The sequence below is a fragment of the Phocaeicola salanitronis DSM 18170 genome, from assembly GCF_000190575.1.
Classification (GTDB): domain Bacteria; phylum Bacteroidota; class Bacteroidia; order Bacteroidales; family Bacteroidaceae; genus Phocaeicola; species Phocaeicola salanitronis.
This window is the reverse complement of the sequence record NC_015164.1, coordinates 2,329,101-2,344,062: the sequence shown is the minus strand read 5'-3', so window position 1 is coordinate 2,344,062 and position 14,962 is coordinate 2,329,101. Positions and strand designations below refer to the sequence as shown.

The 14,962-nt window shown below is 49.8% G+C and carries 12 protein-coding genes; 10 read left to right on the top strand and 2 right to left on the bottom strand.

The genetic code is table 11. The features are described 5' to 3' along the window. Positions 1-97: 97 nt before the first annotated feature. Together BACSA_RS10195 and BACSA_RS10190 are read right to left on the bottom strand one after the other, a co-directional pair. Positions 98-1,093, bottom strand: coding sequence for a GNAT family N-acetyltransferase (locus BACSA_RS10195; protein ID WP_013618025.1), 996 nt, complete (start codon positions 1,091-1,093; stop codon positions 98-100). Between the two features lie 20 nt (positions 1,094-1,113). Next, a complete protein-coding gene (locus BACSA_RS10190; RefSeq protein ID WP_013618024.1) occupies positions 1,114-1,932 on the bottom strand; it encodes a 1-acyl-sn-glycerol-3-phosphate acyltransferase in 819 nt (272 codons plus the stop codon). 313 nt (positions 1,933-2,245) lie between these two features. Here BACSA_RS10190 and rsmH point away from each other — a divergent pair, with 313 nt between their 5' ends. The 10 genes from rsmH (at position 2,246) to BACSA_RS10140 (ending at position 14,960) form a co-directional block, all read left to right on the top strand. Beyond that, a complete protein-coding gene (rsmH, locus tag BACSA_RS10185; RefSeq protein WP_013618023.1) occupies positions 2,246-3,163 on the top strand; it encodes a 16S rRNA (cytosine(1402)-N(4))-methyltransferase RsmH in 918 nt (305 codons plus the stop codon). A gap of 44 nt (positions 3,164-3,207) precedes the next feature. Beyond that, positions 3,208-3,561: an FtsL-like putative cell division protein gene (locus BACSA_RS10180; protein WP_013618022.1), complete on the top strand. Its 354-nt coding sequence runs from the start codon at positions 3,208-3,210 to the stop codon at positions 3,559-3,561. A gap of 7 nt (positions 3,562-3,568) precedes the next feature. Next, entirely contained in the window at positions 3,569-5,719 is a 2,151-nt protein-coding gene (locus BACSA_RS10175) for a penicillin-binding protein (protein WP_013618021.1), read from the top strand. Between the two features lie 14 nt (positions 5,720-5,733). Further along, positions 5,734-7,188, top strand: coding sequence for a UDP-N-acetylmuramoyl-L-alanyl-D-glutamate--2,6-diaminopimelate ligase (locus BACSA_RS10170; RefSeq protein ID WP_013618020.1), 1,455 nt, complete (start codon positions 5,734-5,736; stop codon positions 7,186-7,188). Between the two features lie 12 nt (positions 7,189-7,200). Beyond that, a complete protein-coding gene (mraY, locus tag BACSA_RS10165; protein ID WP_013618019.1) occupies positions 7,201-8,469 on the top strand; it encodes a phospho-N-acetylmuramoyl-pentapeptide-transferase in 1,269 nt (422 codons plus the stop codon). Between the two features lie 103 nt (positions 8,470-8,572). Further along, positions 8,573-9,907: a UDP-N-acetylmuramoyl-L-alanine--D-glutamate ligase gene (murD, locus tag BACSA_RS10160; protein ID WP_013618018.1), complete on the top strand. Its 1,335-nt coding sequence runs from the start codon at positions 8,573-8,575 to the stop codon at positions 9,905-9,907. 4 nt (positions 9,908-9,911) lie between these two features. Next, complete coding sequence (locus BACSA_RS10155; RefSeq protein WP_013618017.1) at positions 9,912-11,153, top strand: FtsW/RodA/SpoVE family cell cycle protein; 1,242 nt, start codon at positions 9,912-9,914, stop codon at positions 11,151-11,153. 576 nt (positions 11,154-11,729) lie between these two features. Further along, positions 11,730-12,860: an undecaprenyldiphospho-muramoylpentapeptide beta-N-acetylglucosaminyltransferase gene (gene murG, locus BACSA_RS10150; RefSeq protein WP_013618016.1), complete on the top strand. Its 1,131-nt coding sequence runs from the start codon at positions 11,730-11,732 to the stop codon at positions 12,858-12,860. After that, entirely contained in the window at positions 12,850-14,226 is a 1,377-nt protein-coding gene (locus tag BACSA_RS10145) for a UDP-N-acetylmuramate--L-alanine ligase (RefSeq protein ID WP_013618015.1), read from the top strand. Before murG ends, BACSA_RS10145 begins: the two co-directional genes overlap by 11 nt. Continuing rightward, a complete protein-coding gene (locus BACSA_RS10140) occupies positions 14,223-14,960 on the top strand; it encodes a cell division protein FtsQ/DivIB (protein ID WP_041583988.1) in 738 nt (245 codons plus the stop codon). Before BACSA_RS10145 ends, BACSA_RS10140 begins: the two co-directional genes overlap by 4 nt. The last annotated feature ends 2 nt before the right edge of the window (positions 14,961-14,962 follow it).

Sequence of the window (14,962 nt, the reverse complement as noted above, 5' to 3'; positions counted from 1 at the left end):
TCCGTGCATGCATATACTTGCATTGCCGCTCCTGAATATGAAAGAACCACCGCTTGCGGGCGATGGTTCGGTATGTTTTTCTTGCTTTCGGCCTACGTCAGGCTTTTTCTGTATCTTTGGATACAACCGGGTTGGCTCCTGAGGTCAGTTGCAGGGCTTCGGGGTGTTCGCGCAGGTACGATTCGATGTGGCGCACACGTTTCTCTTCCAGTATTTCATTGACCGCAATCAGGATGCCGGTTTCTTCCACCATGCCAAAGCCGTCATTAATGGCGGTGCCGAACATGCGCATCGTAGGCGAAAGGCTCATGTAGGCGTTTACCAATGGAGGGATGTTGTAGCCCAGTTTGCGCACTTCGCGGTTCAGCACCCGGTAATCCTCCTTAAACGTATCGTAGCAGAAGATTTCCTTCAATACCGCCTCGTCTGTATCTATCTTCAACGGTTCCATCGGCGTAATCAGGTTCTCCTTGTCCGAGAAATGTTTTTTCAGGAAATACAGAATCATGTCGCGTCCGAAACGGTTGTAGCTGGGATACATTGTCATTTTCCCGAAGAGGTATTTTACGTTTGGCTTGATGACGGTCAGCGCACCCAGCCCGTCCCATAAGTTGTCGAGGGCGAACAGTCCTTTCGACCCGGCACGGGTCGACTGGTATTCGAGGGTTACGAACGAGCGTCCCAATTCAATCGTTGTGGGAAGGTATTCCTTCAGGAACTTCTCGGAAAAATTGAACATGTGGGCGGTTGCCAGCACCGGATTCCCTTCCTTGTCAAACTCCACTTCATTGCCCAGCAGATAGCGGTATCCTCCCAAAATCTCTTCGGCTTCGGGGTTCCACACAATCAGTTGCTGGTAAGGGTTTTCCATCAAGTCATACTCGTCCAAATCAACGGGCTCTCCCGTACCTCCTCCTGCCGCACGGAACGCAATTTCACGCAAACGCCCGATTTCCTGCAGCGTATTCGGCGCGTTCTTCCAATTTACGATGTAAATCTCGTTGTTACTCTTGTTCGTTGACCTCAACCGCTTTTCAGGTGTCAGTTCCGACTTCAGCAATTCCCGGTCAACCGGTGCAATAATCTCTTTCATATATGTTTTTCGTGAAATAATTACAATTTATATACCAAATCCCTTACGTATGCCGCCCATTCGGTTGGTGTTTTCGACTTGTTGAAGGTCTGCCAGGGAATCGGTTTTCCTATCGCCACACGGAATGTCTTGTGGCGGTTCTTAAACATTTCATCCGCCAGGTAAAGCATGGCGATATTGAAGCGTATGCCGAAAAACTTGCAGATGTTTGCCAGGTTATAGAAGAAGTCCGAGTTTCTTCCTTCGAAGTGGACCGGCACCACATCGCGCCGGGTTTCTACGCTTTTAGTTACAAATGTTTTCTTCCAGTCCAAGTCCTGAATCACTCCGTTCCTCCGGCGGGAACAGATGCCGGCGGGGAACATGATGATATGGCTGTCCGAGCGGAACCCTGCTTCTACCATGCGCGGGAAATCGCGTGATTGCGACCCGGTCTTGTTTATCGGGATGCATAACGGCGCCAGCCCGTGAAGGTTCATCAAGAGGTCGTTTACCAGGTACTTGATGCGTCCGTCGTAATGTTTCCCCAGTACATAGCCCAATGCCACTCCGTCTTGTCCTCCCAGGGGGTGATTGGAGACAAACGTGCACAAGCCTTCTTCCGGCAGGTTTTCCAATCCCTCCACTTCCAGCTTTACATCCAGAAAGTCCATGCAAGCGGCCAGAAAGTCAACTCCTGTCTTGTCCTTCACTTCCGTCAGGAACGCGTTTATTTCATCCTGATGGACGATACGCTTCAGGTATGACACTAAAAAACGCGGGACATACTTCGCTTTCTTTCCGGCTTTTTCCTTCAAGATTTTATCAATGTCTATTAAAAAAATTGAATTATCTGCCATTGCCTTTAATAGATTTCTGTGCAAATGTAATTTTTCTTTTGGAAAGTTGCTCACTCAAAGGCAGGAAAATGAGCAAGAAGTATGAAAAAAACGGAGAACGTGAATAAAACTGCACTGAAATTGCACATAATTACCTAACGGTGTGCACACTTTCGCCCGTTAAGGCCCTTTTTACAAATCTGTTCTGCCCCTGTTGATAACTTCTTCAAATATTTTCTTCAAACCTTGCATCCTTTTTGCCATGAAATGTGTAATTTTACACCCTCATAGAAATAATAAGGTGAAAACGATTGAAAAAACGAGCAATACAATCATGGACGAGGTTACGAAAACTTATCATATCCCTGTGCTGCTGCATGAAAGCGTGGACGGCATGAATCTGCATGAAAACGGCATTTATGTAGATGTCACTTTGGGAGGCGGTGGGCACTCGCGCGAAATCTTGCGCCGCATGGATAAAGGAAGCCGCCTGTTCGGCTTCGACCAGGATGAAGACGCCGAGCGGAACGCTCCTGCTGATACACGTTTCACTTTCGTCCGGAGCAATTTCCGCTATCTCCGTAATTTCCTGCGCTACTATGGCGTAGAGCAAGCAGATGCCATCTTGGCTGACTTGGGCGTGTCTTCGCATCATCTGGATGATGCAAGCCGCGGGTTTTCGTTCCGTTTTGACGCTCCCTTGGATATGCGGATGAACAAGCGTGCCAAGCTGACCGCCGCGGATGTGGTGAATACATACGATGAAAGCCGGCTGGCGGATATCTTTTATTTATATGGCGAGATGAAGAACAGCCGGCGCCTTGCTTCCGATTTGGTAAAGGCAAGGGCGCAAAAGCCGGTTGCCCTTACGGGCGATTTGATAGGCATCGTCAAGCCTTATTGCCCGAAAGAACGCGAAAAGAAAGAGCTTGCCAAGATATTCCAGGCACTCCGAATTGAGGTGAACCACGAGATGGATGCTTTGAAAGAAATGCTGGAGGCAGCCGTGGATGTGCTGAAGCCCGGAGGAAGGCTGGCGGTGATTACGTATCATTCGCTGGAAGACCGGATGGTGAAGAATATGATGAAAGCCGGTAATGTCGAAGGGAAAGCCGAGCAAGACTTTTACGGTAATTTCCGTTCTCCCTTGCGTACGGTCGGGAAGCCCATTGTGCCCGGTGAAGAGGAAATCGGCAGGAACCCCCGTTCGCGGAGCGCGAAACTGAGGATAGCCGAGAAAGTAAAAGATTAAATCATGGCGCGCGGATGTCCGTGTGCTTATAACCTGTAGGATATATGAACGAGAAAGAACAGAACGGACAAGCCAGGCAATCCCATATTACTTTCAAAAGCATCATGGGAGGTGATATCCTGGCGCACAATTTCCTGAGAAGGCAAGCCGCCCTATTGGTGCTGATTGTCTTCCTCACGATCCTGTACATAGATAACCGTTATTCCAGCCAGCAGGAGCTGATTGAAATAGACCGGTTGAAGAAAGAACTGATTGACATCAAGTACGATGCGCTCACAATTTCTTCGGAACTGACGGAGAAGAGCCGCCAGTCGCGTATCGAAGAATACCTGGCGACCGAAAATACGGGATTGCAGACCGCTACGACCCCTCCGTATGTAATCGAAACAGATAAATGAAAAGGCTATGATACCGGGTATAAAGAATATTTCATTGCGCTATACGTTCATTGTCGTGATTATGCTTATCTTGGCGGTGCTCATCATCGTCAAGGCGGGCTTTATCATGTTTGCCGAGCGGCAATATTGGAAAGACGTAGCTGACCGTTTTGTGAAGGAAAACGTTACCGTTCCGCCTACGCGGGGAAACATCATATCTTCCGACGGGAAACTGATGGCAAGCAGTCTGCCCGAATATAAGATTTACATGGATTTCCGTGCCGGAGGATACCAGAAAAGCGATACGCTCCTCATGAACCACTTAACGGAAATCGCCGAAGGCTTGCACGAAATATTCCCCGACAAAAGCGCGCAAGAGTTCCGCAAGCATATCTTGCGCGGAAGGCGCCAGAAGAGCCGCCATTATTTGCTTTATCCCAAACGGATTTCGTATATCGAGTACAAGCAGGTCAAGCAGCTTCCCGTGCTTTGCCTGAGCCCGAACCAAGGCGGATTGCATGAAGAGAAGTTCAACCAGCGGAAGAAACCGTTCGGCTCGTTGGCGATGCGTACCTTGGGAGATATGTTCCCCGATATGGCGCAAGGAGCTAAAAACGGTCTGGAGCTGACCTACGACTCTATCCTGAGAGGGAAGGACGGCATTACGCACCGCCAGAAGGTGATGAATAAATACCTGAACATCGTGGACCAGCCGCCCGTAGACGGATGTGACATCATTACCACCATTGATGTGGATATGCAGGACATCGCCGAAAAAGCCTTGGTAGACCAGCTCACCAACCTGGAAGCTTTATCGGGGGTAGCTATCGTGATGGATGTAAAGACGGGCGAGGTAAAAGCCAATGTCAACATGACGCGAGGCAATGACGGGCATTATTACGAAATGCGGAACAATGCCGTAAGCAATTTGATGGAGCCCGGCTCGACGTTCAAGACCGCTTCGATTATGGTGGCTTTGGAAGACAAGTACATCACCCCCGATTATGTGGTAGATACCGGAAACGGGATGGTGAAGATGTACGGAAGCTGGATGAAGGACTGGAACTGGCACCGGGGCGGATATGGGGCGATTGACGTGACCCGTATCTTGGAGGTGTCGTCCAATGTCGGCGTATCTACCATTATTGACAAATTCTATAAGAACAACCCGCAAAAGTTTGTAGACGGATTGAAGCGGATGAGCATTGATACTCCGTTGCATTTAGGTTTTGTGGGCGAAGCAAGCCCGCGGGTATGGGGACCGAAGGAGCGTGATAGCATCAAAGGAGCCATGCCCTGGAGCCGGACCAGCCTGCCTTGGATGAGCATCGGGTACGAAACCATGTTTCCGCCTATCTACATCTTGAACTTCTACAATGCCATAGCGAACGACGGGGTTATGGTAAAACCCAAGTTTGTGAAAGCCATTGCGAAAGACGGGGAAATCCTGCAAGAATTCCCGACAGAAGTCATCAACCCGAAAATCTGTTCGGATACGACATTGACCATGATACGCACCATCTTGCGGAAGGTCGTGTCGCAAGGTTTGGCAAAACCTGCGGGAAGCACCCAGTTCCAAGTATCCGGCAAGACGGGTACAGCCCAAATCTCGCAAGGAACGGCAGGGTACAGGGCAGGAGGCGTAAGCTATCAGGTCAGTTTCTGCGGATATTTCCCGTCTGAGGCGCCTAAATACAGCTGCATCATCTCTATCCTGATTCCTCACGGCCCGGCATCGGGAGGCTTGCAGGCAGGAAGTGTGTTCAGCCGTATCGCGGAACGGATTTATGCCAAACACCTTTACCGCAATTTGGCACAAGCCAAAGATTCTACCGCTGTATTTGTCCCGAAAGTAAAGGACGGAGACATCGGAGAGGCGGCATACGTCTTGCGGGCTTTGAATATTCCGGGAAATAGCGGAACGGTTCCCGCATCCAACGAACCGGTTTGGGGGGAAGCGACAAGCACGCCCCAATATGCCAATTTGAAAACAACTAAACAGAACAATAAATTAGTACCCAATGTAGTGGGAATGGGAGCCAAAGACGCTTTGTTCCTATTGGAAAGCAATGGGCTGAAAGTGCATTTGTCGGGAATGGGCAAAGTGAGCAAGCAGAGCATCCCGGCGGGCACAATCCTTCGGAAAGGACAGACCATTACCCTTGCATTAAAAAATTAGAAAGGTAACGCAACATGAAGTTAGAAGAAATTATCAAAGCCGTTACGGTGAACGAACTTATCGGGAGTGCAGACCGGGACATTACAGGTATTCAAATCGATTCCCGGCTGGTCGGCCCCGGACATTTATTCGTGGCGATTAAAGGCACGCAGACCGACGGACACGCCTATATACAGAAAGCAATCGAGAACGGAGCATGTGGCATTGTGTGCGAACAGCTCCCTGAAGAAATCCGTCCGGAGGTGACATATATCCGCCTTGCAGATACAGAAGGGGCGGTGGGGAAACTGGCAACAGCATTCTATGGCGACCCGACTTCGAAACTGGATTTAATCGGGGTTACGGGAACCAATGGGAAAACAACTATCGCCACCTTATTATATAAGATGTTCCGCCAGTTCGGCTATAAAGTAGGTCTGTTGTCTACTGTATGCAATTATATTGATGACGAGGCGATTCCTGCCGACCATACCACGCCCGACCCGATTACGCTTAACCGCTTGTTGGGGCGCATGGCGGACGAAGGATGCAAATATGCTTTCATGGAGGTCAGCTCGCATGCCATTGCGCAACGCCGCATCGCGGGGCTGCGGTTTGCCGGAGGCATTTTCACCAACATCACACGTGACCATTTGGACTATCATAAGACGTTCGAGAACTACCTGAAAGCCAAAAAGGCGTTTTTCGATAACCTGCCCAAAAGTGCTTTTGCCCTGACCAATCTGGATGACAAGAACGGGAAAGTCATGGTGCAGAATACCAAAGCCCGCATTGCGGCTTACTCCTTGCGGACGCTTTGCGACTTTAAGGGGAAGGTGTTGGAAGACGGGTTCGACGGGATGCTGCTTGATATTAACAACCGGGAAGTGAATGTACGGTTCATCGGACGCTTCAATGCATCCAACTTGCTTGCTGTCTATGGCGCGGCTTGCTTGCTGGGAAAACCGTCGGAAGAGGTGTTAATCGCACTCAGTACGTTGTGCCCTGTTGCCGGACGGTTTGATGCGCTCCGCTCGCGCAGAGGGTATACCGCTATCGTTGACTATGCCCATACGCCGGATGCGTTGGTGAATGTCCTGAATGCCATTCACGAAGTGTTGCGCGGGCAGGGCAGAGTCATTACCGTAGTGGGGGCAGGCGGAAACCGCGACAAGGGAAAACGCCCGCTCATGGCGCAAGAAGCTGTCAAGCAGAGTGATAAGGTAATCATCACTTCCGATAATCCCCGTTTTGAAGACCCGCAAGACATCATCAACGACATGCTTGCCGGACTGGATAAGGACGATATGAAAAAGGTATTGTCTATCGTAGACCGGAAAGAAGCCATACGTACCGCTTGTATGCTTGCCCAACCGCAAGATGTTGTCCTGATAGCCGGAAAGGGGCACGAGAATTATCAGGAAATCAAAGGAGTGAAACACCACTTCGATGATAAAGAGATTGTAAACGGGATTTTTGCGGACGAATAATTCGAAGAAGCTATGCTATATTATTTATTTCATTATTTAGAACAATTCGACTTCCCCGGAGCGCGCATGTTCGGCTATGTATCGTTCCGGGCGTTGATGGCGGTGATTCTGTCGTTGCTCATATCGGCTATCTTCGGAGAATATTTCATCAATCTGCTGAAGCGGAAGCAAATCACCGAGACCCAGCGGGACGCTTCCATCGACCCTTTTAACGTAAGCAAGACGGGAGTCCCTACCATGGGGGGCATCATCATCATTGTAGCGGTATTGGTCCCTTGCCTTTTGTTGGGCAAGCTGCACAACATCTACATGATACTGATGCTGATTACCACGGTCTGGCTGGGTACGTTGGGATTTTTGGACGATTATATCAAGGTGTTCCGCAAGGACAAGGAAGGGCTTCACGGCAAGTTCAAGATTATCGGACAAGTCGGGCTGGGGCTGATAGTCGGCTTGACGCTTTACCTGAGCCCGCAGGTAGTTATCCGCGAGAACGTAGAGATTCAAAAAGACGGGCATGTCGTAGATGTGGTGCATAAGAGCCAGGACGAGAAATCCACCAAGACCACCATCCCGTTTTTCAAGAACAATAACCTCGATTATGCCGACCTCGTAGGTTTCATGGGCGAACATGCGCAAAGCGCGGGTTGGATTGTGTTTGTCATCATCACCATATTTGTGGTGACCGCCGTATCCAACGGAGCCAATCTGAACGACGGCATGGACGGGATGGCGGCAGGAAATTCCGCCATCATCGGGGTCACGTTGGGCATACTGGCATACGTGTCCAGCCACATTGAGTATGCCGGTTATCTGAACATTATGTACATCCCCGGAAGTGAAGAGCTGGTAATCTTCATTTGCGCCCTTATCGGTGCGTTGATAGGTTTCCTTTGGTACAATGCATTCCCGGCGCAGGTCTTCATGGGCGATACCGGAAGCCTGACTATCGGGGGAATCATTGCCGTATTCGCTATCATTATCCATAAGGAACTGCTCATCCCGATTTTGTGCGGTGTGTTCCTTGTAGAGAATTTGTCGGTTATCTTGCAGGTCCGTTACTTCCGGAAGGGAAAGAAGAAAGGGGTGAAGCAACGCATCTTCAAGCGTACGCCCATCCATGACCATTTCCGGACTACGATGGCGCAATTAGACCCTTCCTGCAAGTACTTGATAACAAGCCCTCAAAGCGTATTCCATGAATCGAAAATCACGGTGCGGTTTTGGATTGTGACCATTGTGCTGGCGGCTATTACGATTATAACATTGAAAATACGATAATAAATAATGTGCTAATAAATAATGTGCCAATAAATAATGTGGAAATGTGCCAATGAATAATTAGCACATTAGCACATTAGCACATTGATACATTCTAATAATAATGGCAAAGAGAATTGTTATTTTAGGAGCCGGCGAGAGCGGCACGGGTGCCGCCGTACTGGCAAAGAAACAAGGTTTCGATACCTTTGTTTCTGACATGTCGTCTATCAAAGACAAATACAAGGCTATGCTTGACGAAAGAGGCATACCCTGGGAAGAAGGGCAACACACCGAATCGCTCATCCTGAATGCCGACGAAGTGATTAAAAGCCCGGGCATCCCCAATAACGCGCCGATGATTCTGAAGCTCAGGGAACAAGGGACGCCCATTATTTCTGAGATTGAATTCGCGGGCAGATATACCAATGCGAAGATGATTTGCATCACCGGAAGCAACGGAAAGACCACGACCACCTCGCTTATCTACCACATCTTCAAGAAAGCGGGGCTGAACGTGGGACTTGCGGGAAACATCGGGCAAAGCCTCGCTTATCAGGTGGCGGAGTGCAATTATGATTATTATGTCATCGAGCTGAGCAGTTTCCAACTGGACAACATGTATAAGTTCCACGCCAACATCGCGGTGTTGATGAATATCACGCCCGACCACCTGGACCGCTATGATTACAAGATGCAGAATTACATTGATGCCAAGTTCCGCATCATCCAGAACCAGACCGACAACGATGCTTTTGTCTTCTGGAACGACGACCCCATTATCCGGGAAGAACTGCATAAATACGGCATCCACGGGCAATATTATCCGTTCGCCGAGAAGCGCGAGGACGGGCTTGCCGCTTTCTCCGAGCAGGATAAGGTGTATTTCACCAAACCGATTGAGTTTAATATGGAACAGGAGGAGCTGGCGCTCACCGGCACACACAACCTGTTCAACTCCATGGCGGCGGGCATTTCCGCAAACATTGCGGGTATACGCAAAAGTTGCATCCGCGAGGCGCTGAGCGATTTCAAGGGGGTAGAGCACCGGCTGGAAAAGGTGGCAAGAGTGCGTGGGGTGGATTACATCAACGACTCGAAAGCTACCAATGTCAACTCGTGCTGGTATGCCCTGAAGAGCATGAAGACCAAGACCGTCCTCATTTTGGGCGGCAAAGACAAAGGGAACGACTATAACGAGATAGCCGGTCTGGTGAGGGAAAAATGTTCCGGGCTTATCTTCTTGGGCTTGCATAACGAGAAGCTCCATGCCTTTTTCGACGGCTTCGGCCTGCCCATAGCCGATGTGCAGAGCATGAAGGATGCCGTAGATGCCGCCTACCGTATGGCAAAGAACGGCGAGACGGTATTGTTAAGCCCCTGCTGTGCCAGCTTCGACCTCTTCAAGAGTTACGAAGACCGGGGCGACCAGTTTAAAGAATGTGTGAGAAACTTATAAGACTATGGATTTATTGCGCAATTTGTTCAAAGGCGACAAAGTCATCTGGATTATCTTCCTTTTGCTTTGCTTCGTGTCCATCATCGAAGTGTTCAGCGCGTCCAGCACGCTGACTTATAAGAGCGGAGACCATTGGCGCCCCATCATGATGCACATGGTGCTCATGGCGGTAGGAGCTGTGGTGGTGATTATCGTGCATAACATCCCGTGCCGGTGGTTCAAGACTTTCATCTTGTTGCTCCCCATCTCGTGGGTGTTGCTGGGCAGCGTGTTCATCGTCGGTGCGCTTACCAATGGGGCGCGGCGCTGGATTGATTTGGGGTTCTTCCAGTTCCAGCCCTCCGAACTGGCTAAGATGGCCACCATTATTTCGGTGGCTTTTATCCTCTCGCTTGTGCAGGAAGAGAAGGGCGCCAGTTCCAAAGCTTTCCGTTACATCTTGATTGTCACGGGGTTTAGCTGTGCGCTTATTTTCACCGAAAACCTTTCTACGGCGGTGCTTTTGGCGCTTAGCGTGTTCCTGTTGATGTATGTGGGGCGCGTGCCTCTCAAGCAGCTGGGAAAGTTGTTGCTGGTGGGGGTAGGCTTGCTTATCATCGGCGTAGCGACGATAAAATATGTGCCCGCCGAGGTGTGGGATAAAGTGGGGATTCACCGTATGGTCACGTGGCAAAGCCGTCTCGACAATCATTTCGATACGTCAATCGTTCCTCCCGAGAAGTTCGATATCGACGGTGACGCCCAAGTTGCTCATGCCAACATAGCCATTGCTTCCAGCGGCATACTGGGAAAGGGACCCGGAAACAGCGTGCAACGGGATTTCCTTTCGCAGGCTTTCTCCGATTTTATCTATGCCATCATCATCGAAGAACTGGGGCTGGTAGGAGGCGCCATTGTCGCTTTCCTTTACATTTGGCTCTTGATGCGCATCGGGCGCATCGCCCGCAATTGTGACAAGCCCTATTATGCCTTCCTCGTCATGGGCATCGGCTTCCTCTTGGTGACGCAAGCCATGTTCAACATGCTGGTGGCTGTAGGCATCATGCCGGTCACGGGCCAGCCCCTTCCGCTTATCAGCAAGGGCGGTACTTCTACCCTTATCAACTGTGCGTACATCGGCATCGTGCTCAGCATCAGCCGGCATGTAGACGAGCTGAAAAAGCGCGAGGCGCAAGCCGGGCAGGAAATGCAGCAAGAGGCAGTTCCCGTAGAGGCGGTGGAAGAGAAAAGTCCGGAGACGGTATAAAACTCGGATACTTGCGGCGGCGCACGCAAGTATCTGCATCGGGCTGTGCATATATATCCGGAAGGAAGTGCATATAATATATTTACATTGGATTCCGCAAAAATCCCATGTAGGGGCGTATGGCAAGATGCAGGCATTCAAATCTATGTTAGGACACAAAGGCGTTACAGCGTTACAATTACAATTACAATTCTTACAAATCTAACAGATCTAACATCTAACAGTTAGTGAAAAATGGGAAAAGAAAGGAATGCTTTAGTGACTATAATTATATTATATAAATATATATATATTTATATAATATAATTATAAATTTCACTCTCCTTTGGGGGTGTTTGGGAGTAAAATCCAATTTTGTCAATTGTTAGGTGTTAGATCTGTTAGATTTGTAAGAGCTGGTGCCTCAAAAACAGTTTTCATTTAATTGTAATTGTAACGCTGTAACGGAAATCCTTACTTTTTTTGCGCTTGGCGTATTTAAATCACATATTCTGTGAATCGGGTAAAATATTTTCGGAAAACAGCTAACGATTTTGCGAGTTTATTCCTATTTTTGCAAGAAATTACGAAGTAAGAATGGAAGAGAGTATAAAAGTGATAATCAGCGGAGGAGGGACCGGCGGACATATCTTTCCGGCGGTATCCATAGCGAACGCCATCAAGGCGCAGCATCCGGATGCCAGAATCCTGTTTGTGGGGGCTGAAGGAAGGATGGAAATGCAACGGGTTCCTGCTGCCGGATACGATATAATCGGGTTGCCCGTAGCGGGATTCGACCGGAAAAACCTGTGGAAGAATGTCGGTGTCATCCTCAAACTGATACGGAGCCAAATCAAGGCACGCAAGGTCATCAAGGAGTTCCGCCCCGATGTGGCGGTAGGCGTGGGCGGATATGCCAGCGGGCCGACGCTGAAAGTGGCGGGCGCGATGGGCATCCCGACCTTGATTCAGGAGCAGAACTCGTATGCGGGCGTGACCAACAAGCTTTTGGCAAAGCAGGCGCGTAAGATTTGCGTGGCATACGAAGGCATGGAGCGTTTCTTTGACAAAGATAAAATCATCCTGACGGGAAATCCGGTGCGCCAAGGATTGTTGAATCCGGCTATCAGCCGTGAAGATGCCATCCGCTCGTTCGGGCTCGACCCGCAGAAGAAAACGGTCTTGCTGGTGGGAGGAAGCTTGGGCGCCCGCACGCTCAACAATTGTGTGATGCAGGGGCTGGACAAGATAAAGCAATCGGGTGTGCAGTTCATCTGGCAGACCGGAAAGATATACATCGACGAAGCCCGTGCGGCGGTTGCCCGTGCCGGAGAAATGCCGATGCTGTATGTGTCCGACTTCATTTCGGATATGGCGACGGCTTATCGTGCAGCCGACTTGGTCATCAGCCGTGCCGGAGCCGGTTCCATTTCGGAACTTTGCCTCTTGGCGAAACCGGTAATACTGGTGCCTTCGCCCAATGTGGCAGAAGACCATCAGACGAAAAATGCGCTGGCGCTGGTAAACAAAAACGCAGCTTTGTATGTAAAAGATGCGGAGGCAGGCGGAAGATTGCTGGATACAGCCATTGAAACGGTGCAACAAGCCGGCACGTTGAACGAATTGAGTACAAACATTGCCAGACTGGCTTTTAAAGACTCGGCAAACATCATTGCGGACGAGGTTTATAAGCTGGCGGTCAACTATAAGAAAGAACATGGACGTTAATACACTGAAAGCGGTTTACTTTATCGGGGCGGGAGGCATCGGCATGAGTGCCCTGGTGCGCTATTTCCTGTCGAAGGGGAAAACGGTAGGCGGGTACGACCGTACGCCGAGCGAACTGACCGGAAAGCTGGAAGAAGAGGGAGCGTTGCTTCATTACGAGGATAATGTGTCGCTTATTCCTCCGGCATGTCTGGACGCGCAAACCACGCTTGTCGTATATACGCCTGCCATTCCGCAAGACCATACGGAGCTGGCGTATTTCCGCGGGCACGGATTTGAAATCCAAAAGCGTGCGCAGGTTCTGGGTATGCTGACTCAGACCGAACGGGGCTTGTGTGTGGCAGGGACGCACGGGAAGACCACGACCTCGACCATGGCGGCTTATCTGCTGGACCATTCGCATGTTGGGTGCAACGCATTTCTGGGCGGCATCTCGAAGAACTACGAGAGTAACCTCCTGTTGTCGGAGAAAAGCGACTTCGTGGTTATCGAAGCCGACGAGTTCGACCGTTCTTTCCATTGGCTGACACCGTATGCTTCGGTGATAACCGCTACGGATTCCGACCATTTGGACATCTATGGCGACCATGCTTCTTACGTGGAAAGTTTCCGCAAGTACACGTCCCTCATCAAGCCGGGCGGATATCTTATTGTGAAGAAAGGCATCGACCTGCGCCCGGAGGTGCAGGAAGGGGTGACCGTTTATACCTATGCTACGGAAGAAGGCGATTTCCATGCCGCGAATATCCGTATCGGGAACGGGGAGATATGCTTCGATTTCATTTCTCCGCTGGGGAATATTGAGGACATCCGGCTGGGTGTTCCTGTGTATGTGAACATCGAAAACGGCATTGCCGCCATGGCTTTGGCGCAGCTGGGCGGAGCGTTTCCGGAGGAAATCAGAGCCGCTATGCCCGGTTTCAAAGGGGTAGACCGCCGGTTCGACTTTAAGTTGAAAAACGACCGGATTGTGTTCTTGAGCGATTACGCCCACCATCCCGCCGAGATACGCCAAAGCGTAAGCTCCATCCGGATGCTGTATCCGGACAAGAAGATAACCGCCGTGTTCCAACCCCATCTGTATACCCGCACCCGCGACTTCTATCAGGATTTTGCGGACAGCTTGTCGCTCTTGGACGAGGTGATTCTTCTGGATATCTATCCGGCGCGTGAAAAGCCGATAGAAGGTGTTTCCAGCCGCTTGATTTTCGACCGGCTGAGACCCGGAATCGAAAAGAGCCTGTGCCGGAAAGAGGATTTGCTGGATGTGTTGCGGAACAAGAAACTGGAAGTGCTGGTTACATTAGGCGCCGGAGACATAGACAATTACGTATCCCCAATTTGTGAAATATTGAAAACAAGATGATGAAACGCATTCTTATACTCTGCATATTACTGGTGGTTTCGGCATACCTGGTCGTATCTGCCACGTTGTTTAACTACAAGCCCGAAGACCGGTTTTGCAGCGGTATAGAGCTGACCATAAAAGACAGCGTCAACTATGAGTTCATCACGCAGCAGGGCGTTAATGAAATATTGAAACGGAAAGGGCTTTCTCCGAAGGACAAACGCCTGAAAGACATCAACGTGCGCCAAATCGAAGAAGCTCTTGCGCAGCATCCGTTCATCGCTGAAGCCGAATGCTATCTGACATCGGGAGGGGGAGTTGCCGTAGATATCTACCAACGCATCCCCTTATTGCGCATTATGGGAAACAATGGGGATGAATATTATCTGGACAATACGGGAAAGATTATTGCCTCGTTGGGGAAACCGGTCCATGTAGCGGTAGCTACCGGCTTCATCGACCGGAAGTTCGCGCAAGACCAGCTGTACCAATTGGGAAAATATTTGCAGACGGACGCTTTTTGGAATGCACAGATTGAGCAAATCAATGTAACGCCTAAACAAGAGCTGGAATTGGTGCCCAGAGTGGGCAGTCACATACTCTTTTTGGGAAAAGCCGAGGATTATAATGAAAAATTCCGTAAATTGCAGACGTTCTACGAAGAAGTGCTGAGCCAAGTAGGCTGGAACAAGTATGAACGGATCAGCGTAGAATTTAATAACCAGATTATTTGTACAAAAAAAGAGAAGTAAGA